The organism is Mesorhizobium sp. M0522, from assembly GCF_040321085.1.
Lineage (GTDB): Bacteria > Pseudomonadota > Alphaproteobacteria > Rhizobiales > Rhizobiaceae > Mesorhizobium.
Map to the genome: position 1 here is coordinate 56,374 of NZ_JAMYQW010000008.1, position 26,730 is coordinate 83,103.

22 protein-coding genes and 1 pseudogene are annotated in these 26,730 nt (G+C 60.1%); 15 read left to right on the top strand and 8 right to left on the bottom strand.

The annotated features are described in order from the left end of the window. The first annotated feature begins 103 nt into the window (after positions 1–103). From NKI58_RS12275 to NKI58_RS12295, 5 genes are read left to right on the top strand one after another with little or no spacing between them, the layout of a single operon-like run. On the top strand, positions 104–1,162 hold the full coding sequence (locus NKI58_RS12275) for a DUF2169 family type VI secretion system accessory protein (RefSeq protein WP_352592783.1): 1,059 nt from the start codon (positions 104–106) through the stop codon (positions 1,160–1,162). Continuing rightward, on the top strand, positions 1,162–2,217 hold the full coding sequence (locus tag NKI58_RS12280) for a beta-ketoacyl synthase N-terminal-like domain-containing protein (RefSeq protein WP_352783750.1): 1,056 nt from the start codon (positions 1,162–1,164) through the stop codon (positions 2,215–2,217). Before NKI58_RS12275 ends, NKI58_RS12280 begins: the two co-directional genes overlap by 1 nt. After that, the gene (locus tag NKI58_RS12285) at positions 2,217–3,206 is read left to right on the top strand and encodes a DUF4150 domain-containing protein (protein WP_352827006.1); all 990 of its coding nucleotides are present in this window, start codon (positions 2,217–2,219) and stop codon (positions 3,204–3,206) included. The genes NKI58_RS12280 and NKI58_RS12285 overlap by 1 nt, the downstream gene beginning before the upstream one ends. A 9-nt stretch (positions 3,207–3,215) precedes the next feature. Continuing rightward, complete coding sequence (locus NKI58_RS12290; protein WP_352592791.1) at positions 3,216–4,136, top strand: type VI immunity family protein; 921 nt, start codon at positions 3,216–3,218, stop codon at positions 4,134–4,136. Between the two features lie 11 nt (positions 4,137–4,147). Further along, entirely contained in the window at positions 4,148–4,888 is a 741-nt protein-coding gene (locus NKI58_RS12295) for a hypothetical protein (RefSeq protein WP_352592794.1), read from the top strand. An 8-nt stretch (positions 4,889–4,896) separates the two neighbouring features. On the opposite strand, the gene NKI58_RS12300 is transcribed toward NKI58_RS12295, so the two are convergent. From NKI58_RS12300 to NKI58_RS12310, 3 genes are read right to left on the bottom strand one after another with little or no spacing between them, the layout of a single operon-like run. Continuing rightward, the gene (locus NKI58_RS12300; protein ID WP_352592797.1) at positions 4,897–5,991 is read right to left on the bottom strand and encodes a HEAT repeat domain-containing protein; all 1,095 of its coding nucleotides are present in this window, start codon (positions 5,989–5,991) and stop codon (positions 4,897–4,899) included. After that, entirely contained in the window at positions 5,991–6,419 is a 429-nt protein-coding gene (locus NKI58_RS12305) for a DUF6484 domain-containing protein (protein ID WP_352592800.1), read from the bottom strand. Before NKI58_RS12305 ends, NKI58_RS12300 begins: the two co-directional genes overlap by 1 nt. An 8-nt stretch (positions 6,420–6,427) precedes the next feature. After that, complete coding sequence (locus tag NKI58_RS12310; protein WP_352592803.1) at positions 6,428–8,758, bottom strand: type VI secretion system Vgr family protein; 2,331 nt, start codon at positions 8,756–8,758, stop codon at positions 6,428–6,430. A gap of 272 nt (positions 8,759–9,030) precedes the next feature. Here NKI58_RS12310 and tagH point away from each other — a divergent pair, with 272 nt between their 5' ends. The 8 genes and pseudogenes from tagH to NKI58_RS12350 all read left to right on the top strand — a co-directional run. After that, on the top strand, positions 9,031–10,074 hold the full coding sequence (tagH, locus tag NKI58_RS12315) for a type VI secretion system-associated FHA domain protein TagH (RefSeq protein WP_352592806.1): 1,044 nt from the start codon (positions 9,031–9,033) through the stop codon (positions 10,072–10,074). A 455-nt stretch (positions 10,075–10,529) separates the two neighbouring features. Then, complete coding sequence (tssL, locus tag NKI58_RS12320; protein ID WP_352786609.1) at positions 10,530–11,870, top strand: type VI secretion system protein TssL, long form; 1,341 nt, start codon at positions 10,530–10,532, stop codon at positions 11,868–11,870. A 22-nt stretch (positions 11,871–11,892) separates the two neighbouring features. Then, positions 11,893–15,456: a type VI secretion system membrane subunit TssM gene (gene tssM / locus NKI58_RS12325; protein WP_352827002.1), complete on the top strand. Its 3,564-nt coding sequence runs from the start codon at positions 11,893–11,895 to the stop codon at positions 15,454–15,456. A 172-nt stretch (positions 15,457–15,628) separates the two neighbouring features. Continuing rightward, positions 15,629–16,402: a PP2C family protein-serine/threonine phosphatase gene (locus NKI58_RS12330; protein WP_352452799.1), complete on the top strand. Its 774-nt coding sequence runs from the start codon at positions 15,629–15,631 to the stop codon at positions 16,400–16,402. Between the two features lie 5 nt (positions 16,403–16,407). After that, positions 16,408–19,095 (top strand): serine/threonine-protein kinase, encoded by a 2,688-nt coding sequence (locus NKI58_RS12335; protein WP_352853242.1) that lies wholly within the window; start codon positions 16,408–16,410, stop codon positions 19,093–19,095. Between the two features lie 107 nt (positions 19,096–19,202). After that, positions 19,203–19,613, top strand: a complete 411-nt coding sequence (locus tag NKI58_RS12340) for a DUF1036 domain-containing protein (RefSeq protein ID WP_352786548.1) — start codon at positions 19,203–19,205, stop codon at positions 19,611–19,613. Then, positions 19,610–21,943 carry a M23 family metallopeptidase gene (locus NKI58_RS12345; protein ID WP_352826999.1) on the top strand — a complete coding sequence of 778 codons (2,334 nt, stop codon included), beginning with the start codon at positions 19,610–19,612 and terminating at the stop codon, positions 21,941–21,943. The genes NKI58_RS12340 and NKI58_RS12345 overlap by 4 nt, the downstream gene beginning before the upstream one ends. A gap of 221 nt (positions 21,944–22,164) precedes the next feature. Then, positions 22,165–22,335, top strand: a pseudogene (locus NKI58_RS12350) (HU family DNA-binding protein); the annotation flags it as partial. 41 nt (positions 22,336–22,376) lie between these two features. On the opposite strand, the gene NKI58_RS12355 reads toward NKI58_RS12350, so the two are convergent. Genes NKI58_RS12355 through NKI58_RS35525 form a run of 3 tightly spaced genes read right to left on the bottom strand, consistent with a single transcriptional unit; the run spans position 22,377 to position 23,695 of the window. Continuing rightward, complete coding sequence (locus NKI58_RS12355; protein WP_352592825.1) at positions 22,377–22,814, bottom strand: TA system VapC family ribonuclease toxin; 438 nt, start codon at positions 22,812–22,814, stop codon at positions 22,377–22,379. Continuing rightward, the gene (locus tag NKI58_RS12360) at positions 22,811–23,038 is read right to left on the bottom strand and encodes a CopG family transcriptional regulator (RefSeq protein ID WP_352458399.1); all 228 of its coding nucleotides are present in this window, start codon (positions 23,036–23,038) and stop codon (positions 22,811–22,813) included. Before NKI58_RS12360 ends, NKI58_RS12355 begins: the two co-directional genes overlap by 4 nt. Before the next feature lie 60 nt (positions 23,039–23,098). Next, entirely contained in the window at positions 23,099–23,695 is a 597-nt protein-coding gene (locus NKI58_RS35525) for a cytochrome c biogenesis CcdA family protein (protein ID WP_502898058.1), read from the bottom strand. Between NKI58_RS35525 and NKI58_RS35530 the strand changes: the two genes are divergently transcribed. Continuing rightward, entirely contained in the window at positions 23,579–23,986 is a 408-nt protein-coding gene (locus NKI58_RS35530; protein ID WP_352904511.1) for a hypothetical protein, read from the top strand. The genes NKI58_RS35525 and NKI58_RS35530 overlap by 117 nt on opposite strands. 94 nt (positions 23,987–24,080) lie before the next feature. Here NKI58_RS35530 and NKI58_RS12380 read toward each other — a convergent pair whose 3' ends face one another. Continuing rightward, entirely contained in the window at positions 24,081–24,617 is a 537-nt protein-coding gene (locus tag NKI58_RS12380; RefSeq protein ID WP_352592829.1) for an OmpA family protein, read from the bottom strand. A gap of 255 nt (positions 24,618–24,872) precedes the next feature. On the opposite strand from NKI58_RS12380, the gene NKI58_RS12385 reads away from it, so the two are divergent. After that, entirely contained in the window at positions 24,873–25,397 is a 525-nt protein-coding gene (locus NKI58_RS12385; protein ID WP_023678616.1) for a DUF6931 family protein, read from the top strand. A 73-nt stretch (positions 25,398–25,470) separates the two neighbouring features. On the opposite strand, the gene NKI58_RS12390 is transcribed toward NKI58_RS12385, so the two are convergent. Then, the gene (locus tag NKI58_RS12390; protein WP_352592832.1) at positions 25,471–26,724 is read right to left on the bottom strand and encodes a caspase family protein; all 1,254 of its coding nucleotides are present in this window, start codon (positions 26,722–26,724) and stop codon (positions 25,471–25,473) included. Positions 26,725–26,730 lie beyond the last annotated feature (6 nt).

Genomic DNA, 26,730 nt, shown 5'->3' on the forward strand with positions numbered 1-26,730 from the left:
ACATCTAATAGCTGGTACGGACGCGGAGGCCGCGTCGGCAAGTTATTTCCAAGACAGTTGAAGGCTCGCCGTTTCACCATCGCGTAAGGATGCGTGGTTCCAAATGTGGATACTGTCCAACGAGACGCCATTTGCCGCCCAGGAAAGCTGGACGCGTGATGAGCGCGGACATGAGGTCTGGCTGATCGCGATCAAGGCGTCCTTCGAGATCGATCCCGACGGCAAGCAGCGGCTCTTGAAGGACCAAACGCCGGTGAACCTGGCGCCCGTATACGGATCGGACCCGAATGAGCTTCTCGACGAGACGGACCTCAACCTGGAGAAAAAGCACACCGACATTTTGGTCGAGGGACACGTCTATGCGCCCGGCGGCGGTCCCAACATCGAGAGCGCGGCGCGCATAAAAATCGGCGACGTGGACAAGACCGTCAATGTTGTGGGCGACCGTGTGTTCATGCCGGGCGCGGTGTCGGTGCGGATGAGCCGGGCGGAACCATTCACGAAAATGCCTATCAGCTGGCGCCGGACCTACGGCGGCACGGATATGGAAGCATCGACGCCGAACTGGGACCAGCGCAATCCGGTCGGCACCGGCTTTGCTGTCGATCCACAGCGGCTGATCAGCAAGACCGGGCCCAACTTTGAGTATCCAGATGCTCCCTATCGCGACCACAGAAGTGGTAAACCGGCAGGTTTTGGGCCAGTGGCACGACACTGGCAGCCGCGTATGAAATATGCCGGTACTTATGGTGATGACTGGGAGAAAACGCGCGATCCGCTTTTGCCCCGCGATTTCAGCCGCATGTATTACCAGTGCGCGCCGGAGGACCAGCAAACCAAGACTACGCTCATCGGGTACGAAGATGTGCGGCTCGGCAATTTCACTGCGGATGGCTTCCTGCAGTTTCTGCTACCGCGCATCACCTTCGACATGACCACCGAGTTCTACAACCGCCCGGATCGCAAAAACGGCGAAGCCGTCATTCACACGCTGCGCATCAAGCCCGATCTCAGGCAGTTCTCGATCACGTGGATGTCGACCCTGGCAGTGCCTTACGACGAGGAGCGCCTGAAGATGACGACCCTTAGCGTCCGCGCGCGTACCGGCATTTCACCAACAATCGCGGCGACCGGCGTCTGGCTGGCGGACGAAGACGAATGATGGCCAAGGCAGATACGATTGTCGTCGTCGGTGTGGGGGCGCGTACGCCGCTGGGTTTCGACGCGGCCTCAAGTGCTGCGGCAGTCCGCGCTGGAATCTCCGCCATTCAGGATCATCCCTACATGATCGATCGGTTCGGCGAGCGGATGAAGGTCACTCGTGACATCGGCGTCGACGTGACCCTTACAGGCCCGGATCGTGCGGTGGAAATCGCAGTCTCGCCGGCACTGGACGCGTTGCGGCCCTTGCAAGCTGCGCGGCAGGCAACCGGGGTTTCGCTCATCCTCTCAACTGGTGAGGCCCGACCGGGACAGCCGGAGAGTTTCGCCGCGCAGGTTAACGCCAAATTGCGCAGCCGACTGGCCCAGCACGTCGTCCTCGAAGGTGGTGGGTCGACCGCAGGCGGTCACGCCGGAGGACTGCTCGCCATTTACCATGCCTGCAAAACACTGCGTGATGGCAAAGCCGAATTCTGCCTGGCAGGCGGGGTCGATACCTATCTTGAGCCGGAAACCCTGGAGTGGCTAGACGAGAATGAACAGCTCCATTCCGAAGGCAATATCTACGGCTTCTGTCCTGGGGAGGCGGCAGGTTTCTGTCTACTGGCGAAGTTGACCACGGCACGGACGTATGGGCTGCAACTTCTCCTTGAGGTCGTTAGCGCTTCCACGGCGAGCGAAGAGAACAGGATCAAGACCGAGACGGTTGTGCTCGGCGAAGGGCTGGGCGCGGCCTTCCGCTTTCTGTTCGAGGATGCGCCGATCGATCCGGTTGGTCGAATCATTTGCGACATGAATGGCGAACGCTATCGCGGCAACGAATACGGCTTCGCCGTGATCCGCAATCCGGGCCGCTTCAAGGATGCGGCGGACTTCGAGACGCCAGCCGACTGTTGGGGTGATGTCGGCGCGGCGTCTGGCCCTCTGTTCGTGAGCTTGATCACCGAGGCCGAAGCGCGCAACTACCAGAACGCGCCGCTGTCGCTGATCTGGGCAGGTTCCGAAAATGGCTCCCGCGCTGCCGTGCTGCTGGGCGGACCGAGGAGAGCCGCCTGATGCCCACACACATCGTCGTCAACAGCCTCGGCTTGACCTACAAGGGAACGATAGGCGTGTCGATCGCGACGATACCCGACGTCTGCAAGACGCCGACCCCTGGCGGCCCCGTGCCATTGCCTTATCCCAACTTCGCAAACCAGGGAACGCTGAAGGACGGAACGACGACCGTCTTTGCCAAGGGCGGCAAGATGATCGCCATCAAGGGCTCGCAATACGGCATGAGCACCGGCGACGAACCCGGCACGGTCGGCGGCGTCAAGTCGAACGTCTTCAAGAAGGCAACGGACTGGATCACCTATTCGTTCGACGTGAAGATGGATGGCAAGAATGCCTGCCGCCACACTGACAAGAAGTTCCACAATGACAAGAACACCGTTAATTTGGCGGGAGACCTCGACCCTGCTGTCGCTGCGCGTGGCATTGAAAAGCTGAAAGACATCCTTTGTGAATGCAACCGCCAAGTGGACGCCAAGCAGGCGCAGCTCAAGGCGTCAAACCAAAAGATGATGAATTGCAAGGAGCTTGGAGATGCCAAACATAAATGCTGTGATGACGCTGTAAAGAAGGTCGGCGGAGAGCCCAAGTTTGATCCAGAGAAGGGTTATGACGAGAAGACCGGGAAGCACGACCCTAGCGCATCTCGGGAGTGGCCTTCCGGGATGGAAGCGACAGATTATTTCGCAGGCATCTCCGGAAAGATCTTTCCTGATGCCGCCATGCTCAACCCGGACGGTTCGATCAACAGGTTTGTGGAATACAAGTTCCGATGCCCCGCGGGAACGCCGACGGGAAAGACCAAAGGCGGAAAGAGGAAGAAGCCGTCGCAGGGGACAGCGGACACCAGCTGGACTCCCGCTAAAAAGAACAAGAAAGGTAAGATCACCAAACAAGACCAAAGAACTCGGACGATAAAGCTAGGGGCAAAGCAAAACCCGAAGGTAAAGAATCCTCCAGAGCTTTTGACCAACAAGCGCTGCAAGAAGTAGGTTAACCAGATGAAGAATAGCGACCTGACGTTTATCATAGATACGACAGACGGTGACTATATGATTGTGCGTCCTGGCTTGTCGATCTGCCTGATCTATGCTGATACGGCTGATACGATCGGTCCGGATGTGGCTAAAATCCTGGAGGAGTACCTTAAATTTATCCCCGACGGTGCATTGCAGACTTACCTGTCTGATAGCGGCAGCTGGAAAAAGGCGACCCAACGGACCTTCAACTCGGTTTTCGCAAATCTGTTGGACGTTGGAGAAGGGAACTATTCGGAGTTTCATTTTGGCCAGGAGCCTGCAGGCAATGTTGGCGACTATGGCGCGCACTTCAAGGCAGGCCCCCTGGATGACGAGTTCTTCGACAAGGAGGCAAATATACTCCATCTGGAATTTCCGATGGAGTTTGCCGCGCTACCAGCAGCCGAGCGGCTTGCCGAGTTCTTTGCGCGGATTGTCAGAATCCGAGCACCCGATTCAGGCTATTGCGGTTATGCATTCAAGCACCTGTTCATGACATTTACGAACGAGGCGCTCGAATTCATCGCGCGCAAGGCAATGAGATACACTGGCTTCGACGTCCCGGAAGATGCAATAAGGATTTGGGCTCGAGGTCGCGTCTACAATGTTTCGTGGCTGACCGTCCTCGGGCCAGGCATCCTGGCTGAGTTGGGCGGAAAGGATAAGCTGCGGCAACAGGGCACAAGTGAACTTGCGATGTTCGACGTAGGGGAGGCTCTGGTTATCCGTGCTGCAGACCTGCCGATTGTTGGCGATGTCAACCGCGGCGCCGCCGACGTGAAGGGTCTGCGAAAGTTAGCCGAAATCACCAAACCTGTCCGGATCGAATTGGAGATGCTGGGGCCAAGTGAGCTCGATTTGGCAACGCGCTGGCCGAACCGCTTTGACCCGCCGGTGAATTGATCGGAATGCCAATGAACAGGCCCTTTGCCTTGTCGGTTCTACCGAATGCACACCAACGCGAGTTGGTGGTCAACTTGGTACTGGCACGCTCACCCGACGATCAGGCGTTGATTGGAATTGCCGATGTGTTGAAAGCCTTTCAGGGTTTGGCGGAATGTGGAGGATTGGCAGGGGAAACCCACAATCCAGGCATGGCACGAGCACTTGTCAGCACGACTGAACTCCGGGAGAAAACGGTAAGCGCAACCTTTCGGGATATAGTCGTCGATCCAGCCAGCTTATTCATACTAGCCAATATGCTGCATTGGCTCCATGAGAAGAAAATTCCCTTGCAGCGTGTGAGCGTCCTGTGGCCAGCCAATGAAAGGGTGGTCAGCACTGACGAGCCTCAATTTCCCGGTCCATGGCCGCGATATTCCTACGACGTTGAGATAGGCGATTTGATCGACGATATCGATCTGGAGATTGAGCTGACAGCACCACAGCCAAAAGCGGTAACGGACCGAGTTGTGGATGCGCTTTCGGCCTGGCTGCTCGCGACTCATCGAGGAGGATTCGCTAATGAGATGTTCAAACCCGAGGAATCCGTTATCTTTCTTGGGCCGGACGTCATGAACGTCGAGGCCGACTACATAGCCTGGTTCATCGAAATAATGCGCACCGACGAGAGTGCGCTCGACAGCCTGTTAAACCTGCTAGAATGGGTCCATCAAAATGTGGCGCCCATTCGAACCGTCAGCCTGGGGCCGTAACGCATCTATCAATCTGCTGCGCCAGACAACAACTCTAGAGCCGCGCCCCAATCCTTCACTTTGTCCGCAAATGGCACTTTCGCAACATCGTCGCCGAAGTGATCCTCGAAGGCCCTGCCGGCCTGGCTTGGCTCGGTGGTAAACAGATCCGCCTCGCGTGCCTCGGGGAAGAGTTCCAAAAATGCCGCGCCGGCCGCCGGCGCTAGAGCCGGCGTGCGCATCTGGTGAACCAGCCAGTGCAAGAGAGTCCGGTCGCCCAGCATGCCCGCGCCGCGTACGGCCAAGGGCACGGTTTTAGGCGATTTGAGCAACCCGCCCATCCAGGCGCGGATCTCCTTGTCGGGCGCGGCCTTGACCGCCGCGCGTAGCGCGGTGAGTGCGTCGGCGCCACCGCCGACCGCCACCTTCCGTAGCTCAGGACTGGCCAGGTCCCCCGAGCCGAGTTCAGTCAGCGCCCAGGCAGCCCAAAATCGTGCGCGTTCGTCGGCATCATTCAAGGCCCCTGTCAATTCGTTGACGATGTCTGCGCGTTTCAGCTTTCCGGCGAGGCGCAGGCTGGCAGCGCGAACGCGCGCATCCGGGTCGCGGACAAGTCGCCCCAACATCTGCTTCGGGTCGACGCCATGTCCGAGGCAGGCCGATACGCCGAGAAATCGCTTGAACGCGTCCGGCGCGCCGATCCAGTCCCGCACCAGCAGGGCGATCGTTCCAGGCTGGTGCCACGCCAACGCGCCGACCAATCCGCGAGCGTCGTCCTGGCTTTGACGGCCGAACTCGACCGCTTCGGCGACGCGGCGACCATCGTTCTGTTCGATCGCCATCCATCCGAAGAGGAACAATTCGCCCTTCTCGGAGAAATCCTCATACGCCGCGATGACGAACGGCCAGGCGGCCGGTCCAGCGATACGCAGGCCATCGAGGTTGGCTTCCAGGCGCCGGTCAACGCCAGCGACCACATCCAGGTCCGGCGGATCATCTTCCATCAGCGTGTCGCGCTGCGCCCAGAAGAACGCGCCCTTCTCGGCGTGCTGTCTGACGACATCCGGTACTATTCGCCGCCCCGGCGCGCCTTCCGAATTCGGTTTCTGGTCTGCGGCCAACATCAGTTGAGGTCGATCGATCCGCCACGGATACGATTGGCGGCGCTCGCCTGGCTGGTGACATAGCTGCCGCGAATGGTGATGCGGCCGTCTTTTTCCATGAGGATCGTCGCCTTGCCGCAACGCAGTTCGATGCGCTCGTCGCCGGTAATAAGAATACGCTCACCTTCGCGCACGACCTGAGGCGCGGCGGTCTTGCGCGCTGGCTCGACGATGCGGCCGACGATAAGCGGCTTCATGGCATCGCCCTCCTGAAAGAGCAAAGCCACCTCCGAGCCGACCATATCGGACGTCAATGCGGTCAAGCTGCGCGCCGGCAAGGCTGTCTCTTCCGGATTGCCGGGGAATACCACCAGCGGCGACGCGGCGTCGTCGAAACCGAGAAGGATGCCGATCACCACACCGTCAATGCGTTCGCGAACGTCGCTCATCGCTGCCCTCAATTCTCGCTGATCTTCGAGCCCTTCATCGTGATATCGCTGGAAGCTTTGATATTGATCTTGCCGGATCCATTGACCGAAATATCCTTGCCCTCAATGCCGATCGTGCCGTCTTTCTTCATCATGATTTTGGCCGAGCCGCATTTTATCATAATCTCGTCGCCTACATCTATCACCAGATTCTTGCTTACTGTTATCGAACTATTCTTGTCGACGCTGATCGAACTATCCTTTGTGACACTCAGCGAATGGGCACCTCCGACGCTTGTGGAATCGTCGGCCGCAATGCTGGCGCTGCGCGCCGCGCCAACTTTGAAAGTCTGGGCACTGCCAACAATGACGGCCTGATCAGCGCCAACATTGACGCTTTGCTCGGCCGCGATGTTCCAGCTGTCGCTGGCACCAATGTCGTGGCTCTGCGCCGCGCCTACAGTGACGGACCGCGTCGCACCGATTGTATTCGCTTGCGGGCCACCGACGGTTCGGGTCTCGGATGCCCCGACGGAATCCACACGAGCCGCACCAACGGTGACCGTCTGAACGAGCGCGACGGTCTGTGTGTGGTTGGCACCGATCGTCTCGGTGGAGTTCGAGCCGATGCCTATCGTCTCGTTCGAGCCCACCGTCAGCGAGCGATTGATCCCCACCGTCTCGGTGTCGTTCGAGCCGATGTCTGTGGTCTGGTCGACACCGACCTTGACTGTCTTGTTGTTGCCGACGTCCTCGTCGAGGTTGTGGCCGACGGAGTGCTTGGCGTCGTGGTCGATGCGGTCGGACTGGTCGTGCTGCACCAGCTTGGTGCGGTCGTTCTTGATCAGAAGGTTGTGGTCCTTCTGCGCCTGGAAATTGACCAGTTCGGAGCCGGCCTTGTCTTCGAACATCAGCTCGTTGTAGCCGCCGCCGCCTTTCGACGAGTCGGATTTCCAGCCGGATTGCGTGGCGCTGCCCGGCAGTCCGTAGGGCGGCATCTGCGAGGCGTTGTAGACCCGGCCGGTGATGATCGGCAGATCCGGGTCGCCTTCGATGAAGTCGACGATCACCTCCTGGCCGATGCGCGGGATCTGGATGAAACCCCAGCCGCTGCCGGCCCAGGTCTGCGATACGCGCACGAAGCAGGAGCTGTTCTGGTCCTTCTTGCCCAGACGGTCCCAATGGAACTGGACCTTCACCCGTGCATATTTGTCGGTGAATATTTCCTCGCCCGAAGGTCCGACCACGGTCGCCGTCTGCGGCCCGCGCATGATCGGCCGTGTCGTGACCCGCGGCGGACGATAGGGCAAGGCCGTGGGTGCCACACCAAGGATCACCTTGAAGTTCTCGCTGTCGAAGTCGGCATGCGGCCTGTAGCCAGGATCGAACAGCCTGTATTCGGCACTTACGACCAGATACTCCTGATTCTGGTCCTGGCGCGGAAAGCCATCCAGATTGAACGTGCAGCCTGAATACAGGCCGCGCACGGTTCCGACCGCGGCGATGCGCTGGTGCACCGCCTGGATCTCCTCGCGCCGGATCGCCGCCAGGCTATCGCCGCGACCGACTTCGAAATGGGCGCCGGGCTGACGGTAATTCTCGCCCGCGGCCAACTTGTGACTGAACGGCTGGGCCGATTTGGCCATCAGGTCGGCGCCCGGTTTCCTGAAATCGTAATCGGTATGGACATAGGAGCCCGGCCGCACCGAACTGCCCGGGATCCATTCGGTGATATATTCGACATCACGCCGGGAGCCCTGCCCCTCAAAGTGGTAAGGCACTTTTTCATAGCCCGGCGCTGGCTTCAGCTTGCTCATCGCATCGGCCAGCACAAGGGTGTGCTTGCCCTCGCCATGCTCGAAGAAATACAAAATGCCTTCGTGCTCGAGCAGCCGCTGCACGAAATCGAGATCCGTCTCGTCATATTGCACGCAATATTCGCGCGGCGGATAGGACCCTTGCAGGCGTTTCTCGAATTTTGCCGTGCTGTATTTCGAAAACACCTCTTCGACGATTTCGACGACGCTCATGTTTTGAAAAATACGGCAATCGGTCGTGTTGCCGAGAAACCAGAGCCATGGTCTGGCGACCGCTTCGTAATATGCCAATCGGTCCTCGATCCGGGTAAGTCTGAACTCGGACACAAGGCCGCCGAACCAACGTTTCGGATCGGATTCACCTTCGATCGAGACAGCCCCACCCAGCATCTTCAGCGGATCGATGTCGTGGTCGGTGCTTACGAACCCAACCGTATAGGCATAACAACGGCTTATCTCATCGCGCCCGACAAGATGCGTGAAGGTCAGCAGCTCGGCGCCAACTGGCGTTTGCACTGCCGTCGCGCGTTGTTCACTCGGCATGGGTCGTGCCCCTCCTGGACCCGGCCGCCAGCGCGGCGGATTCGAAGCTCCTGCTGTCCAGGAACTCGAAATGACACCAAACCTCGCTGGGTGCCAGTCCCTTCGAGCGTACCACATGTTGTTGTGCTGGCCAAAGAGGACCATGAAGCGCCGCCCGGGCTTGCGTTACCAAGGGTTCGCTCGCTGCGTCGATGCGAATTTGGGATTAGCGACGCTAAAAACATGGAGTATCGTGCCGAGAAGGCCGCCATCGATCACACAGGCGATTTCGCATGTTAATCAGTCTGCAGATCAGCAATGTCGATGCCCTGCCCGCTGGCGTACCCCCCAGCTACAAATCGCGTGATCGCACCTTCAAAATCGGGCGCGAAAATTGCGACTGGATCTTACCCGACCCTGACAAGTTCATCTCCGGCCGGCATTGCCAGATTCGGTACGAGGCAGGCGCGTTTTGGCTTTACGATATCTCGCGCAATGGCACTTTCATTAACGGATCGAGCCAACGCATCACCGGTCCGCACCGGCTGGAGCACGGCGACAGGCTCCTGGTCGGCCGCTACGTCATCTCTGTATCGATTGACGAGCGCGCCACGCCAACCCATCCGCAAGGCGACCAAGGTTCGACGCAACGACACATGCCCGCCGTGGTCGATCGGCAGCTTGACTCTGGAGGCGAGCCTTTCTTCAGTTCGGCAGAGCGATGGCTCGGGCAACAAGCACCGTCGCTGCCCGCGTCCGTTCCTTCGACGAGAGACGAGGTGCTGCGGGAAATCGCGATTGGAGCGGGTATTTCCCCGGAACTGCTGCAGTCGCGGGACCCGCACGAAGTTGCGGCCGAAATCGGCTCGGTCCTTCGGGTCGTGGTCGAGCAACTGGCCTTGCTGCTGAAGGCACGTGCGGCTGCAAAGACATTGGCCAAGAGCCCACACCGAACAATGATAAGCTCGGCCGACAACAACCCTCTGAAGTTCGTGCCGGGAATCGACGACATACTCGAAATCATGTTTGCACGGCGCAGAGCCGGCTATCTCGATGCCAGGAACAGTATCGAAGACGCGTTCCGCGATCTCAAGACGCACGAATTTGCGACTTATGCCGCCATGCAAGCTGCGCTGTCGCGATTGCTTGACGACCTGTCGCCGGAAGCAATCGGCAAAAAGCTCCCGCCATCATCGTTTACCTCCAAGAAAAGTCAGGCATGGGACGCCTTTGTCACGACATGGCGGACTATGGAGGAGGCCCACGAAAACGGTATGCTTGATATATTCCTGGCTTATTTCAGCGAGGCCTATGCCAAAGCCGACAAGCAAAAATAAACAATCCAAGGGACCGCGGCGCTGCAGCTGACGAAGAAAAGAGCGTCGGCGCCCCGCATCATGTTCCAATCGACAACATCTGGGACTACGATCACATACGACAGTTCGCCAAGCGGGTAAGCCTGATTGACCTGGGGTCTGTGGCAAATGTCATATTGCGGCGCCATAGTTTCTTGTAGCTCCGGACCGCCTTGCCGGAAGGACCATTGCCTGCCCTATCCAGCCAGGAAATATCTGGCGCCTCTCGCACGCAAGCGCGGACACTGCACGGCAGCGGCATATCGGCGATGAGCTCGAAGGACGATCCTTTCGGCCCGGTCGGCAAGACCGTCATCCGCACCAATCCACGACGCGGGCAGAATGCGAAACCAGCCGCAAACGAACTGATCGCGAAGACCGTCGCGCCCTCGGATGTCAAGGAACCGACAGTTTTCGATCCTGACATAGGTCGGCATATGCCGCCGGACTGGACATCCGGAACCATTCTTTATCAGGGAGCATCGTCCGGTACAGCCGCCGGAGCCGAGGCAGCCGGGTCAAGGCCGACCATTCAGCAGGAGGTGCTGCTCGGCGCCGCAGACACGGTAAAATATTCGACGGCAAATCCGATCCTCGCTGCGTCAGCACCGTTGCTCGTCCTGTTCGGGCATCTCAGGCTCGTGCCGGTCGAAAGACAGGCGGCGCCATTGGCCGAACATATCGCCGATGCGATCGAGAGGTTCGACTGGACGCTGGAGAAGTCAGGGGTTCCCGAAGAGGATGCGCGGATCGCGAAGTTTGCCCTTTGCGAAACGGCCGACGATCTTGTGGGCAACCTGCCTTGGCCCGGCGAGGATACCTGGGCACAGCACAGTATGCTGTCGCGGTTCTTTCACATCGAGCCCACCGGCGCCAGCTTTTACGAAGCACTGAACAAGGTGCTGGCCAATCCTGAGCCACACTTAGACCTGCTCGAGCTGATGCATGTCTGCCTATCCCTGGGATTTGAGGGCCAGTATCGTGGCCTGGCGCGCGACGATACCAGTCTCGAACGTGTGCGGCGCGACGTCTACGAGACGCTTCGCTACTTCAGGGCCCGCGCCGGAGAGGACATCTCCCCCCGCTGGCAAGGCATGGCCGCTATGATGGTGCCGTCTTCGACCCGCCTGCCGCTCTGGGGTGTTGCTGCAGCGGCGTCAGCCCTGGTGACGGCCGCGTTCTTCACGTTGCGGGCGTTCATGACCGATGAAGGCGATGCTGCAGCCAGACAATTGCTGGCGCTCAATCCCTCGACGCCTGTGACGATCGAGCGCGCCAGTGTGGTACCCCCACTTGCCAAACCGGTGACAGCCGCCTCGCCTGCTGCAACCGAGCAGATCGACCGCATCCGCTCAGCACTGTCCACGCAAGTCGAGCGCGGCGGGATGACCATCGGCACAAAAGGCGACTTCATCGTAGTGGAGATCAACAATCAATTGTTGTTTCAGCCAGGCAAGACCGAAGTGAAGCCCGAGTTTTTGCCACTGGCCGCACAGATTGCCGCAGCCCTTGAGCACGAGCCAGGTCCAATCAGGATCGTTGGCCACACGGACAATGTGAAGCCACGGAAATCAAGCACGTTGAAATCCAACTTTGATCTTTCGGTCGCCCGCGCGAAGGCTGTTGAAACAATGATCGCCGAGAAACTTGGCGATCCCTCGCGAATAACCGCCGACGGCAAGGGCGAAGATGAGCCAATTGCCGACAATGCGACGTCCGAGGGCCGCGCCAAGAACCGCCGTGTCGACGTGATGATCCCCAAGGAGGAAACGCTGTGAACACCGCCGGTCGGAAACGCCCATGATGCGTTGGCTGCCGCGGATATTCAGCACGGCCGCGTTGGCCGGTTTCGCGGCGGCGATCTGGTTTGCTGGACCTTTGATCCGCTTCGCCGATATCCGGCCGCTGGGACCTGTCTGGTTGCGTGCGACAATCATCGGCACGATCGTGGCGACCGCGGCCCTCGTTTACGCAGTGCGCGTCTGGCAGGTGAGAAAGGCACAAAAAGCGCTCGAGACGGTCGTTGCCCGCAACGACGGGGGCAATGACGATTCACCGGTGCTCGAGGCGCGCATGAGTGAGGCCATCGCAGCACTCAAGCGGTCGAGCGGCAAGCGCAGTTTCCTCTATGACATTCCCTGGTACATCGTCATTGGCCCGCCGGGCGCCGGCAAGACGACGGCACTGGTCAATTCGGGTCTGAATTTTCCGCTTGCCGGTTCAGGAGACGCCCAGCCGGTGGCCGGTGTTGGCGGCACCCGCTCCTGCGACTGGTGGTTTACCGAAGAGGCCGTGCTGATCGACACGGCGGGACGCTACACCACGCAGGATTCCAATGCTGGAAGCGACAGCAAGAGCTGGCTTGCGTTTTTGTCACTGCTCAAGAAATACCGCACCAGACAACCGATCAACGGGGTTATCCTGGCCATCAGCCTTGCCGATCTCATCAGCCTCGATGACCAGCAGCTGGACGCCCATGTCGTTGAAATACGCAGTCGCCTGAGGGAGATCCACGAGACGCTGAAAATCCAGTTTCCGGTGTACCTGCTTTTCACCAAGGCCGATCTCGTCGCCGGCTTCATGGAGTATTTCGGCAGTTTCGAGGAGCCCCGCAGGCGCAAGGTCTGGGGCGCAACATTCCAGACCACCGACCGCAACAAGAACATGGCCGGTGAGGCTTCGGCCGAATTCGATGCACTGGCGAACCGATTGGCGGACGAGATAGCTGACCGCCTGCAGGAAGAGCCTGATCCGGTCTCGCGCATATCGATCTTTGGCTTTCCGGCCCAGTTTTACGCGCTCAAGGGCCGAATTGCCGGTTTCGTGACCAGCCTGTTCGATCCGGTCCGCAGCCAGGTGAATGTCAGCTTGCGTGGGCTCTACTTCTCGTCGGGGACCCAAGAGGGAACGCCGATCGATCAGGTGTTGGGCGCAATCGGCCGCAGTTTCGGCAACAATTCCCGCCCCCATCTGTCCGGGACCGGCAAGAGCTTCTTTTTGCACGACCTCCTGACTGATGTCATTTTCGCCGAATCCGGATGGGTTTCCTATGACCGAGCGACCGAGAGGCGGGCAGCGGCCCTCAGATATGGCGGCTTTGGCATCATCGCCTTGATCACTGCAGCGGCCCTTGGCGCGCTCGCAATGAGCTTCATGGCCAACCGCTCGCTGATCGCCTCCACGACGCAGGCGATGAGCCAATATCACGAGACAGCGGACGCCCTGCTCAAAAGCACGACGGTCACCGATGTCGACCTTGAAAACGTCATCGGACCGCTCGACCAGTTGCGCAACTTGCCGGCCGGTTTCGAAACCAGTGACTTACCGACACCGATCGAGGAAACGGTCGGCCTTAGCCAGCGGGAAAGGCTTCTTTCGGCATCGACAACGGCCTACCGGCAAGCACTGGAACGAATGTTGCGGTCGCGTCTGCTTGTTCAGGCGCAGCGGACCGTCCAGGCGACGATGGCTGATCCCGCCGCGCTTTACGAACCGCTCAAGATTTACCTGATGCTCGGCGGTAAGGCACCTAAGGTCGATGACCCATTGATCATCTCCTGGATGAAGCAGGATTGGGAACAGCACCGGTATCCGGGCGAGAGCAACCGCGAAGGACGCGCGCAGCTCGAAAAGCACTTACGCGCCATGCTTGCGTTGGACGATGCCTATGATCCAGTTTTCGAACTCAACCAGCCGCTTGTCGAAGCCGCTCAGCGTTCGCTCGGACGTATGAGCCTTGCGGATCGCGCGTCAGCATTGATCAAGTCGGCGGTGTATGCGGCTGCGCTGGACGATTTTGCTGTCTCTCAAAAAGCTGGAACCGAAGCGCAGCTTGTGTTCGAGCGCGTCGATGGCGGCGATCTGTCGAAGCTTCGTATTCCCGGTCTCTACACCCATGTCGGATTCAACAACTTTTATCTCGGACAGCTTTCGCGCATTGCGCAGACACTCGACGACGACCAGTGGGTTCTGGGCGGTGGCGGCGAGCAAGGCGGCATCGATCAGGAGTTGCTCAAACTCGGCCCCGAACTTCTCGACCGCTACGGCAAGGAGTTCGCAGCCGCATGGAACAGCGTTCTCGATGGCTTGAAATTCAAAGCCATGCTGAACGACAAGCCGCACTATGTCGCGCTTTCCGCCGTTGCCTCACCAAGCTCGCCGATCGAACAGCTTTTTACTGCGATTGCCGAGGAAACAGCCCTGGCGCGCGACTCTGTCTCCGGCGAAGACTCGGGCACTGGGATGCAAGCTGGGACCGTTATGCGCCAGTCCCAGGACGACGCAGACATGGCCAAGGGCCTGGCTCGCATCGGCATTCAAATTAGCTCCGCAAAATCGCAAAGCCGTGCTGGTACCGGGTCCGCGAAATTTCAAACCCAGAGCCCTGGGGCAAACATCGAAGCGCAGTTCAGGTCCTTCCAGGCTCTGGTAAGCGGGCCTTTTGGACACCGACCGATCGATGCGCTGACCCAGAATTTTCGCGATATCCACCAGAGCCTGCAACTGGCAACCGAGGTCCCTTCGCAGACGGAAAATGTCAACGCCAACCTGCAGCTGCAGATAGCCACCCTTCGCGCCAATGCATCGCGTCTGCCCAAGCAACTCGGCAGAATAGTCAACGCAACCGCAGACGAATTTGACGGCAACGCGGCTGAAATTTCGTTGACGAATTTGAACGAGATGCTCGACCAGGCCGTCACGCAGCCCTGCGAGGAGGCGGTCAACGGCCGCTACCCCTTCGCCGGCGATGGTGCCAAGGATATTGCGATGGCGGACTTCGCCAAGTTGTTCTCTCCGGGCGGCCTGATGGATCGGTTCTTCGCACATAACCTTGCTTCCTTGATCGACATGAGCGGCCAGGACTGGAGCTGGAAACAGAATGCGCGCTTTGGACGCGACCTGTCGAAGTCGACGCTGAAAAACTTTCAGCTGGCTGCGGAAATCCGCGGCGCATTTTTCCCTTCGGGCGGGTCAATGCCGTCGGTCAACCTGACCTTTACCCCGTTCTCGCTGAACGGTGATGCAGATACTGCGGTGCTCGACGTCGACGGCCAGATCGTCCAGAGCAACCAGGCGGGTAACACGCCAAGCACTGTGTCCTGGCCGACCGGTGCGGCCTCGACATCCGTCAGTCTGAGGCTGATGCCGGAAATGCCGGGCCGTGAATCCGCAATCAGGTTCGAAGGGCCGTGGTCGCTCAAGCGGTTGCTGGACAAGGCGACGATCACCAGCAAAGACGGCTCTGTTGAGGCGCGCTTCGTAATCGGCGGACGCGACGTCAGCTATACGATCCAGACCGGTTCCGGACCCAGCCCCTTCCTCCTTCCCGCACTTTCCGCATTCAGCTGCCCGAAGGCGTTTTGAGAGGATTTGAGCCTCACCTGGTGCAACTAGGGCGCCAAAGCTGCTGCGATCCCGCGTCACGGGCTCAAAGCTAAATTTCGATACTTTAATATTCCAGCCTGTGGCAAAGTGGCAGCAGCGAGCGCCTGAAGGTGCGCCGCAGAGGACGCTTTAAGAAGCGCTTGGTGGCAAGGTGAGCGATGTCGCCCTTTCCTTTGAAAGCTTCGGCGTGAGCCACAATGGCTGTGTCCGTGAGCACAATGAAGACAACTATCTAGTCGAGCCACGAACCGGCCTGTGGGTGGTGGCCGACGGAATGGGTGGACATGAAGCCGGAGAGGTCGCTTCAGCCAGCATTGTCGATCATCTGGCCACGATCGGCATTGCCAGTTCCGCCCCGGATCTTCGTGCGCGCTTCGAAGACAGGCTGAGCCGCGCCAACGCCGAGATCCGCAGGATCTCCGAATCTCGCGGCATAACCATCGGCTCCACCGTTGCCGCCCTGTTGGCGATGGATGGGCGATTTGCCTGCCTGTGGGCGGGCGACAGCCGGGTTTATCTGGTCCGTAATGCCTCGATCTCGCAGATCTCGAGGGACCACACCGAAGTTCAGGAACTTCTCGATCGCGGCATGATCAGCGCAGCCGAGGCGCTCACCTGGCCGCGCCGCAATGTCATCACGCATGCGGTCGGCGTCAGCGACGAAATCGTCATCGATTTCCAGCAAGGCGAAATTATGCCGGGAGACATCTTCGTGTTGTGCACCGATGGGCTGACGGCGCATTTGACCGACGCCGAGATCGGGGCCGTGGTGGTGTCTGCGACGCCTCAGGCGGCTTGCGAAAATCTGCTGCAAATGGTGCTGGCGCGGGGCGGAACAGACAATGTCACCATTGTGCTGGTGAAGTTCGCAAACGGGCACAACGGACACCCCCCCTACCCTGATCTGTCCAGAGCGGAGGGTTGAGGCTGATGAGCGCCGACGACAAGACGCGAATATCGCCGCAGCTGGCCAACACAGCCGTCGGCACGCAGCTCAGCGGCATCTACGAACTTGACGAGAGGATCGCATTCGGTGGCATGGGCGAGGTCTACCGTGGCCACAACATCCAGACTGGCGACCACGTCGCGATCAAGATCGTCCTGCCCGAATTTGCCCGCGACCCGACGATCTTGTCCCTGTTCCGCAAGGAAGCGTCAATCCTCAATCACCTGTCGCATGATGCGGTCGTGCGATATCACGTCTTCACCATCGATCCAGGCATCGGCCGTCCCTACCTTGCCATGGAATTTGTCGACGGCGAGTCGCTGTACGACATCATGCGACGTGGCCCGATGCCGACTGAAGAGGTACGCAAGCTCTGCCATCGCCTCACGTCGGGTCTGAGCGCCGTGCATCAAGCGGGAGCAATTCACCGCGACCTCTCGCCCGATAACATCATCTTGCCAGGGGGTAGGGTCGACCAGGCCAAGATCATCGATTTCGGTATTGCGCGATCGGCGACCGTCGGCGGGGAGACCCTGATCGGCGGAAAATTCGCGGGAAAGTACAACTACGTTTCGCCCGAACAGCTTGGGCTGTACAGCGGCGATGTCAGCGAGCAATCCGACATCTACAGCCTGGGGCTGGTGCTGGTTGCCGTTCTGCGCGGCAAGCCGATCGACATGAGCGGGTCCCAATTCGAGATCATCGAAAAGCGCCGGACTGTGCCCGACCTGTCCGACATCGACGACGATTTTCGTGGCATTGTTGAAGCCATGCTACAGCCGGATCCGCGAGACCGCCCGGCGAGCATGGCGGAAATCGCCAGAATGACGCGTGACGAGGACGAAGGCACAACGCCACCAACGTTCATCCCGACCCGCAATCGGCCGGGTTTGCCACGAGCGGGGCAAACCCTTGCGCCTGAGCCCAAGGCCCAGCCTTCCTATGATTTGGGGCGCAACGCGCCTGTGACGGCAGCTTCCGGTGGGCAGCGCTTCGTCCCACATGTCCGTCCTGCGCTGCTGTCGGAACCGCGGCCTTCAGCAGTCGCCAGCCCGCCACGCGCAGTCGCACGTGGCGGGCCTGGAAAATCCACAAAGACCCGAACCATCGCGATTTCTGCCTTCGCGACGCTGTCTCTCGCCGCGGGTGCCGGCCTCTATATTAGCGGTTTTATGACGCCTACCACGCCGAGCGCCGGCACCACATCGCTGTCCGCCTCAGAACCATCTGAGCCCGCACCAGAGGCATCAAAGCCGGTCGCGACGGATAATGTTGCGAACGCTCCTAAGCCGCCAGAGCTAGCTCCACCCGCGCAGCCGCGAACGCAGACCACCGCATCGCCAACTAAAAATCAGGCAGAGGCGGCTGCGCCTCAAAAGCCGCAACCGCCAGAGTCGCCCAAGATACTCCCACAAACCGGGGAAGCCCCGAAGCCATCAGCTAGCACAGCGCTGCCGCCGGCCGAAAACGTAGCGCCGGCAATTCAGCCCGATACCGCTGCCAACGCCAGCCCGACAACACTTCCGCCGCCTGACAAGCTCGTTCCAGCTCCAACGCCAGCCGAAAAAACGTCAACCCCGCCAGCGCCGCAGCCCGACGTCGCCGACAGCCAAAAGCCGCAGCCGGCAGAGCCCGCCAAGATCCCCCTGCAAGCCAGGGAAACACCGAAATCGTCAGCAAGCGCGGCACAGCCGCCGGCCGAAAAAATGTCGCCGGCAGTTCAGCCCGACATCGCGGCCGGCGACAGCCCGAAAACGCCTCCCCCGCTTGGCAAGATCGCTCCAATCGCTCCACCAGCCGAAAAAGCTTTAACGCCGCCAGCCCCCCAGCCCGATGTCGCGGTGAGCCAAAAGCCTGAACGACAGGCAAACCAGCCGGCGGAGGCGAAATCGGCCGCGCCCTTTCCCGAGCCGGCTGCAGGCCAGGCAGATGCGATGAGCGCAAAGGACCAGCAGGCCGACCAGCCGGCCGCCAGACAGCCAGACCAGGCCACGGTCGCCTTGAACGTGCCCAAGCCGGAAGTTCCTCCGGTGATCGACGATATAGCGCAGCGTGTCTCGTGGGTTCGCGACTTCAGCGGTGGCGACTGTTTCTACGCCGCCGTGACGTCGATAACCGATAAGACCGCTGCCATCGAAGGATTTGGAACCGCGGTCCAGCCATTCGAGCAGATGCTGGCTGATTTCCAGGCAAAGTTCCACGTTGAGCCGGACATCAACGTGCGCCTCATTGAGCCGAGCCAGTGCGAAGTCACCAACTTCCTGCGCTTTCTGGGGCAGGCTGCTGGCGACAAGCCGCAGCTTGTTCTCGATCGAACATCGGTGCCAAATGGTACGCCGATCAGCGGTACGCTGGTGACGCGTGGCGGGCTCATTTCCAGCGTGCTGCTGATCGACCACAAAGGCATGATGTTCAACCTCGATGACCGCATGGTCGTTCAATCGGACAAGGCCACCTTCAGCATCCCGATCGGTCTCGGCGCCGCCGACAGGGCTGCAGGCAAGGCCGTGCCGCAGATCATCATGGTGATCACCGGACCCCAGGATATCCAGGCGGCTGCGTTCTCCACGCCAATGCCAGCCTCGCAGCTGTTGCCCAAAATTCTCGAGGAAATCGAGACCAACGGATCTCAGTTCTCGGCCAGTGCCAAATATTTCCGGCTCGGCGGGTAGTATGGCGTGCAATGGAACTCTGCCGCTCGCGTTTGCCCCGCTCGTCTGACGGCCTGCCCGTAAAGCAGCGCGATCGGTTTCGAGCCTTGCTTATCTTGACAGGCCGCATGAGGCTTGCGGTCGTTTCGGGCGCGGCACTCCTGGCCGTGCTCTCATGCAATGAAGCGCGCGCCGAATTCACGGTCTGCAATCAGACACTCGACCTCGTCAACCTCGCTATCGGCCAGACAATCGACAATGCCGACCAGACCGATGGCTGGTGGACCATCGGCGCAAATCAGTGCGTGAACGTCATTCGCGAGGAACTGACGAACCGCTACATCTACATCTACGCCACGGACGTTTTTGGCCACGCGATCCTGACCGGGTCGACCGAAATGTGCATCGAGCGTCGACGGTTCTCGATACGCGGCATCGACGAGTGCTGGCAGCGCGGCCATATGGCGGCGCGATTTGTTGAAGTCGACACACTTGAACAGGTGCGGTGGACGTTTTTCCTGACCGGAAGCACTCCGTGACGCACGCGATCGACACCAGCTTCAAGGCGAAAAAGCAGGCGCGCGCCGCCCTTCGCCGGCGCACGCTTTGGCGCAGGCTTATTGCAGGCTTGGCCTTGATTTTCCTGTGTTCGATCGCCGTCGGCTTCTACCTCACCGCGGACTATTGGTCATTTGGCGACGAAGACGAGGAGTTGCGCGCGGTAGAAGGAGCCGACGATGTGCCGGCCGATGCATCTGTCTATGTGCCTGCGATTATCGGCCTGGCGGGGGACCCTATGTGGATCACGCTCGCACCCGATAACGGCGCAGCAACGAAAGGCCGCGTGATTCCGCGTCCGGCAGAACTCGACCCGGCAGGGGTTTCGCCACAGATCGAGATCCTGTCCGACGTCATGCTTAGCGCCAGCGAAAAATTCATGACGACGATACCGTCGACGCAGGAGGATTTTGCATTCTTCCAGGCGCAACGAAAGACCGCCCCCGCGCCCTCCAGCGATCTGCAGAACGATCTTGAGCCATCTCCTGGCGCGGGTGAGCCCGCGCCGGCTTCGGATCAACAGGCCGACACCGACGATCCCGAAGCCGGCTGGGGTGAAACAATCGATGCAGGCGACGCAGCCCTTCCCGCATTCCAGAAGACCCAGATCGAAAACAACACCAGCGTCGCAACTGTGACGAACGAATATCAGCGGTTTGAGGCGACGGAAGACACGTTCGTGAAGATCCTCAACGATCGCAGTCTGGATAGCGTTGCGCTCGATGCACATTTCTCCGCCGACGACGCCAAGCAGGCAGGCGAGGCGCTGAAGGCCCTCTTCGGCCGGGACGGCCTGGAACCGGGCTATGTCGTGGCCATGCGTGGATACCGGCCCAACCGCGAGACGACAACGATGTCCCTCATGCAGGTGTCGATCTACGCCAAGAACGTCTTTGTCGGTACGCTGACGCGTAATGCCGCGGGCGTGTTGGTATCGGGCGTTGACCCTTGGGTACGCGAAGACCTGTTCAACTACTCGGGCGCGCCGGCAGAAGGCGGCCACAAAAGGCAGTATCGTCTGCTCGACGCGATCTACTCGACTGCGGCACGCAACAGCGTTCCAACCGGCGTGATCGGCGAAGCCATCATGTATCTGTCGAGAGGACAGGATCTGGATGCCTTTGCAAGCGAGGACCAGCGTCTTGTGCTGATCTATTCTCAGACGCCGCGCGGCAAGGACGAAGGCGCCGGCCGCGTGCTGTATGTTGGTGTCCAGGGCACGACAAAAAGTCTCGACTGTTTCGTCTTCCAGCAGGGTGATGGCCAATTTGCATGCGTGACAGGCGACGATCAGGTCCGTTCGCTGACGGTCACCAATGGCATGGTCACACCGGTCAACGGGGTCTTGACCTCGACCTTCGGGCCGCGCAAGCATCCAATTCTAGGCACCGTTCGCATCCACAAGGGCGTCGACTGGGCGGCGCCGGTCGGCACGCCGATCGCAGCCGCCTTCGATGGCGAAATCAGCTTCCAGGGCGATGGGGGCGGCTACGGCAATCTAGTCAAGATTTCGCACGGAAGCGGGCGCGAGACGCGCTATGCGCATATGCAGAAATTCGCAATCGAGGGCGGCGTCGGCAGCAAGGTGAAGGCTGGCGACATCATTGGCTATATCGGCACCACCGGCCTTTCGACCGGACCGCATTTGCATTTCGAACTCTATCAGAATGGCGCGGCGATCGACCCACTGGGCACGGTTACCGCGGTCGCTTCGGATCTTTCCGCCGTGGAAACGCTCACCGACCGTATCGTTCATGTCGAAAGTGGCGGCAGCGCCCGTGCCAAGAACCCAAATTCTTCAGCGACCGGCGCCGGCCAATTCATCACAAAGACCTGGATCCGGATGATGAACACTTACCGCCCCGAACTTGCACGCACACTCTCGACTGCCGACCTGCTCGCCCTGCGATATGACGCCACGATCTCGCGCGAGATGGTTCGCAATCTGGCGCGAGAAGGCGAAGCCTATCTTCGGGCGCGCGGCCACCAGATCACAGCCGGCCGGCTCTATCTCTGCCACTTTCTCGGCATGGAGGGCGCGCATCAGGTGCTGTCGGCATCGGGTTCCGCGCAATTGAGCGCCGTGCTCGGGTCAGCCGTCATTCAGGCCAATCCCTTTCTGACGGGCAAGACCGCCAGCTATGTCGCGGACTGGGCCGAAAGAAAGATGGGTCGCAAGCTGAGCCCAGCCACAACCACGGCGGGCCAGCAGACGACGACCACCACGGAGGTCCGGCAGACGTCGCCCGAGTTCGCAAAGTACAAACAGGCGATCACGGCGATGCTGAGTTCTGTTCAGAATGCGCTTTGAACCTGTGCATGGCGCGGCAAATCGTGACCGCTTCGGTGCACGCAGACGACGGTTTTCCGTCCAACGAGTGCTATACTTCGACCTTGTTAGCAGATGTTTTTCTGGTCTGCGCACTATCGAACCGTGGCCAAGATCACTTACGCCACGGCGGTTGTATTCGTCACGTTCTGCAAGAATGGCCGGCTATTTTCGAGTAGAAGCGTCCGGCACCGAGAGAATTCATCGCTGATGCGGCCGATGGCGGTGCTGAGCCGAGCCTGCCCAGTTTCGACAAGTTCAAGGTGAAGGAAACACCTGAACGCGAGGGCCGCAACCCCTCGACGGGCGCGACCACCAAGATCTCCGCCTCGAAGAAGCTGTCCTTCACGCCGGCTAAGGCCACCAACGGCTGATCCTTTGCCGGTATGTACCCTGACAGAAAGAGCCCCGCGGTCTACCTTGTGGGGATCAAGTGCAGTGTAGTCTTCCCGGCCTTCACCGCCGCCCCCGACAGCTTGCGGTCAAAGCTCGCAAGTTGGCCGCCATGCGCCTTGGCGAGCGCAAGAAGATAGGTATCGGTGACCTGTGCCGAGGTCAGGATTTTCGCCGCATCGATGTCGCCGGAGCCAACCAGGCTCACATCGTCGGACCAGAAGCTGTGCCCGTGCAGGGCTCGCAACTTGGTGACGATTTGCGCAACGACGGCGGGCGAACCGGGACAATTAGGATATTTTTGGTTTCCGACGATGCGCAAGACGCCGTTTTCGGTAATGGGGCAGGTAGCCCATGCGGCATGACCGGTCACTTCGAACCAGCCATGGGCGTCGTCATGGGCGACATGGCCAGGATCGATCAGCGCGATCAGCACATTGACGTCGAGCAGGAAGGTCACAGCAACTCGTCACGCAAGGCATTGACCGTCTCAAGCGTGACAGGAGGTGCATCCGGCCGAGGCGACAGCAGAGGTATCCCGTTGCGCTCGCCGCCGGCTTGCGGGCGGCGCAGCGAGCGCCGGGCGAGATCGGTGATGACCTCGCCGAGGCTGCGATCCTGCTGCCGGGCCATGGCCTTGGCCGCGACCAGGACGTCGTCATCGATCGCCAGTGTCGTTCTCATATCGCCCTCCTTGGTGCGCATCAATCATCACGCATCATATAGAGTAGCGACGACGGATACTCAAGCGGTACAATCGCGCACGAAATAGAGGCTCGATCCCGCCGCCGATAAGCGGGCCTTCCAACCGGCGCCGCATCCCTTGCGTCGACCGGCGACATACGAAACATAGCCCGGCACCAGCGGCAGCATGCAGGGCGAAAGAAACGACACGATGCCCGTCGCGAAGGCGGCCAGCCCGCCGATATTCGAATTTCGGGCATTGGTCAGCACCACCCCATCGTTGGGTTCATGCTCATTATCGACCAGTTTCCGAACGGTCGCTTCGCCACTGTGGCGCGGCTGAGCATCGATAAGTTGAACACGCCCAAAGCCCAAAACTAACAGATCGCGGCGCGCGATGAGGACCAGGCGAATGCCAGCTCGGATTCTGCGGTGCGCACATCGGTCGGCGTTTCGGACCAGGTAAGCAAACAGCGGGCACCGAATTGACACGGTCTTGACCGCCAAAGCCGCATCGACCTGCAACTGCGCATCGAGGGGTTGGGCAACGAACTTGGCCGCATCGACGGAAACATAGGTCCGCAGACCCGCCCGGCGATCGGCATCTGGCAAGCCAAGAATGGTCTTCCGCCGACCACCTATCTGCCGCGCGAGCAACTTGCATTCCTCGTGGTTCGGACAGATCCGACGATGGAAGCCGTGCGTGCCGGATATATTGCCGATGAAGCCCGTACGACTCAGCCGAAAAAGCAGGTTGCGCAGAAGGTCCGCACCCAGCGGCCGGTGGCGCAGAAACCCCGCAAACAACAGCAGGTCGTTCAGAAACGGCGCTTCCGCAAGACCGTGGGGCGGCGGGACGATCCTCCGCCGCCCAAGGATAACGACTTCCTGACCAAGGCGTTGCTCTTCGGCTCCGGTGTGGTGGTGGGCGGCGTGCTCAAGAACTGACCGGGGTCGTTCCAAGCCTATTCGCCTGACTGCCGCTGCGCTTGCCACTCAGTTCCTGACGCACTGCTGCACAGTTTCAGGCGGCATCCGTACGCTACTCGGCCTTTATACGCATTTCCACGCGGCGGTTGACGGCGTCGTATGGATTCGGGCTACGCGGATGCGCTTCGCCCAACCCGATCGCGTTGATGCGGTCAGCCTCGATGCCACTGGATGTGAGGAAGGACGTCACCGATTGCGCTCGTCGCTGCGACAGCCGCTCATTGTAGTGCGCCGGACCGGAAGCGTCGGTGTAGCCTTCGACGACGAAGTGGAAAGTACTGATCCGGCTGTCCTTCAGGGCCTTGGCATACTCCTCGAGTTCAGCGCGTGCGGTCGAGTCGAGTTCGGCCGAATCCAGCCCGAAATTGATCAGCATGTCGAGACTGGATTTGTCGGCCGGCCCCTCTTTTGCCTTGGTCTTGCTCTTACACTGCTCCTCCGTGCCGACACAAATCCCCCGAGACTTGCCGAGGTCGGCCGCGCCAGCAAAAAACTTGACGATGTCTTCTGATTTCTGGACAGGGTCGGCGGAAACATGGGTCGAGAAAGCCACGACCGCCAACACCAAGGGTGAACTGGCCCACCGCATAGCGGTTACTCCTGTTGAGCATCCGATATTACCAACCGTGAATATACCACATTCCCACGCGTTTGTCTGTCAATAAACGCCGAGCCTGGCTGTGTCGGCCGATCTCCCGTCCCCACGAGTTGAGACTTGACCGGCGCCACGCCGGGGGCTTGAGTACCGACTGGTCCTCGATGAAGGCGTGGCGTCATGGCCAATGGGCTCCGATTCAAAACGGCACGGGATCTTTTTGTGGCTTGTCCCGCTGTCGCCAGAGACATGAGAGCCCTTCCAACCGAGCAGCGTTCGATCGAGTTTTGCCGCGATCTCCTCGCCGGGCCCATTCCCGAAGAGGCGATCACGTTTTGTGCCTACCTGCTTCCTGATCGGGCTGCGGTCTGGTGGGCCCATGAATGCCTGGGGCATCTGAGCGAGCTGCTCGATAAGACAGATCAAGAGCTGCTCGCGCTTGTTCGCGACTGGGTCAGCGAACCGGACAGTCCCCGCCACCGCGCCGCAGTAAGCGAGGCTGCGGCAACCCCGCCGGCTACGCCGGGCGCCTGGATTGCCTTGGCTGCGGAATGGCGTGACAATGGTTTTGGCGTTGCCGGATCTGTCGTCGGCGCAGCCGCGCCAACGGCCTTGCAGCGACATCCTGCCGCCCATGCAGTCAATGCCGGTGTTCTAGCAGGGCTGGCGCGCGTCGCACTGGCGGACCGCTTTGCCGTTCTCTCCGCCTTTGTCGAAATGGGCCTGCAGTTGGCCGAGATCGAGGCGCAGCGCCAATCGGCTGATGCGTATTAGACCCGAACCATTCCAATAGACGCAGCTCCATGGTCTTGTTTGACCAGGGTTTTCGAACCGAAGGGCCCAGATCTCACTTGCAGCCGCCTTGCGCCCATTTGGCCAGCGCCACCTTGAAGCGTGTCCCAAGCGGATGTTGCAGGCGTAGAACGGAGACATCGTTGGCGGCGAAATTTTTCGCCTGTTCGCATAGCCGATCCTCATTCCACTCATGACAGCCGTTGCAGTGCTTGCCCTCCCACACCGCCTTGTCGAGCCCTTCCACGGGAGTGAAGAGTGGTTTGCCTGTGATCAGCTCGGCGATACTCTTGCCGTCGATTGCTGGATCTCCGAAATCGACAGGTTGGTCGAAAAAGATCGGCTCGTCCGAAGCCAGTCTCGGGATTTTCTGACGCAGCACATTGAGCGCAAGCTGGGCATCGTCAGCCCCAGACGGATTTGCGGCGGCGTTGCGCCCGCCCGAGGCGCCTTGCGGTTGTTGCGGAGCGGTCGCCTCACCGACGATCAGTGGCGCGTTCAGATCCACCTTGTGCAGCACGACCTCGGTGGTGAGCGAGACATTGATCCACGGGCGCTGTTTGCCGGCCGTTGCTTTGAACACGTCGGCGGTAACCCTGTTCATTGCGTCGGTGATGGAGACGTTCGAGGCCCCGATATGGGCAAGCAGCGCCGACGTGAACGGCGAGTGTTCGCTCGATCCGTCATAGGCGACCTGATTGGGACTGGTGGAAAAGGCGACCAGCGTGCCAGTGCCGCCATTCTCGATCGGGATTTCGGCAAGGCCACTTCTCGCTCCCTTGACGCCTGCGGTCTTTGCCAACACCTCGGCCAAGGGATTGTCGCGACAGGCGTCGAGAAAAATCAGCCTTATGCTGGTCTCGCGCGACATTTGCCGCAAAACGAAATCCACCGGCACCGCTTCGAAGTCGAGCGAGGTCTCGTCTTCCAGTGCGGCATCGACCGGAAGCAGGTAGTTGCTGCCTGAAACCTGCAAGCCGTGGCCGGCGTAAAAGAAAAGGGCAATGTCGGCGCCGCGAACCTGCTTTGCGAACTGCGCAATGGTCGTCTGGGTCTGCAATTTGGTCAGATCGAACCCGGAGACGACTTCAAAATCCAGGCTTTTGAGACGTTCGGCAACAGCCTGCGCGTCGTGTACCGGGTTGGTCAGCGCCGGCGCATGCTGATACTGGGAGTTGCCAAGGACCAGAGCAGCACGACGTTCGGCGTTGGCCGCCGTCAAGGTCAACAACAGCGAGAGCATCACCAGCCCGATCGCGCCTAGGACACCAATAAACCAAGCAATCAGATCGAAGCCCCGCCGGAACAAAGGCCC

Coding starts and splice junctions, on each gene's coding strand:
- NKI58_RS12285 (WP_352827006.1), top strand. CDS start 2,217: ATGCCCACACACATCGTCGTCAACAGCCTCGGCTTGACCTACAAGGGA.
- tssM (WP_352827002.1), top strand. CDS start 11,893: ATGATGCGTTGGCTGCCGCGGATATTCAGCACGGCCGCGTTGGCCGGT.
- NKI58_RS12280 (WP_352783750.1), top strand. CDS start 1,162: ATGGCCAAGGCAGATACGATTGTCGTCGTCGGTGTGGGGGCGCGTACG.
- tagH (WP_352592806.1), top strand. CDS start 9,031: ATGTTAATCAGTCTGCAGATCAGCAATGTCGATGCCCTGCCCGCTGGC.
- NKI58_RS12290 (WP_352592791.1), top strand. CDS start 3,216: ATGAAGAATAGCGACCTGACGTTTATCATAGATACGACAGACGGTGAC.
- NKI58_RS12385 (WP_023678616.1), top strand. CDS start 24,873: ATGAGAGCCCTTCCAACCGAGCAGCGTTCGATCGAGTTTTGCCGCGAT.
- NKI58_RS12305 (WP_352592800.1), bottom strand. CDS start 6,419: ATGAGCGACGTTCGCGAACGCATTGACGGTGTGGTGATCGGCATCCTT.
- NKI58_RS12275 (WP_352592783.1), top strand. CDS start 104: ATGTGGATACTGTCCAACGAGACGCCATTTGCCGCCCAGGAAAGCTGG.
- NKI58_RS12340 (WP_352786548.1), top strand. CDS start 19,203: ATGAGGCTTGCGGTCGTTTCGGGCGCGGCACTCCTGGCCGTGCTCTCA.
- NKI58_RS12335 (WP_352853242.1), top strand. CDS start 16,408: ATGAGCGCCGACGACAAGACGCGAATATCGCCGCAGCTGGCCAACACA.
- NKI58_RS12310 (WP_352592803.1), bottom strand. CDS start 8,758: ATGCCGAGTGAACAACGCGCGACGGCAGTGCAAACGCCAGTTGGCGCC.
- NKI58_RS12295 (WP_352592794.1), top strand. CDS start 4,148: ATGAACAGGCCCTTTGCCTTGTCGGTTCTACCGAATGCACACCAACGC.
- NKI58_RS12300 (WP_352592797.1), bottom strand. CDS start 5,991: ATGTTGGCCGCAGACCAGAAACCGAATTCGGAAGGCGCGCCGGGGCGG.
- tssL (WP_352786609.1), top strand. CDS start 10,530: ATGCCGCCGGACTGGACATCCGGAACCATTCTTTATCAGGGAGCATCG.
- NKI58_RS12380 (WP_352592829.1), bottom strand. CDS start 24,617: ATGCGGTGGGCCAGTTCACCCTTGGTGTTGGCGGTCGTGGCTTTCTCG.
- NKI58_RS12360 (WP_352458399.1), bottom strand. CDS start 23,038: ATGAGAACGACACTGGCGATCGATGACGACGTCCTGGTCGCGGCCAAG.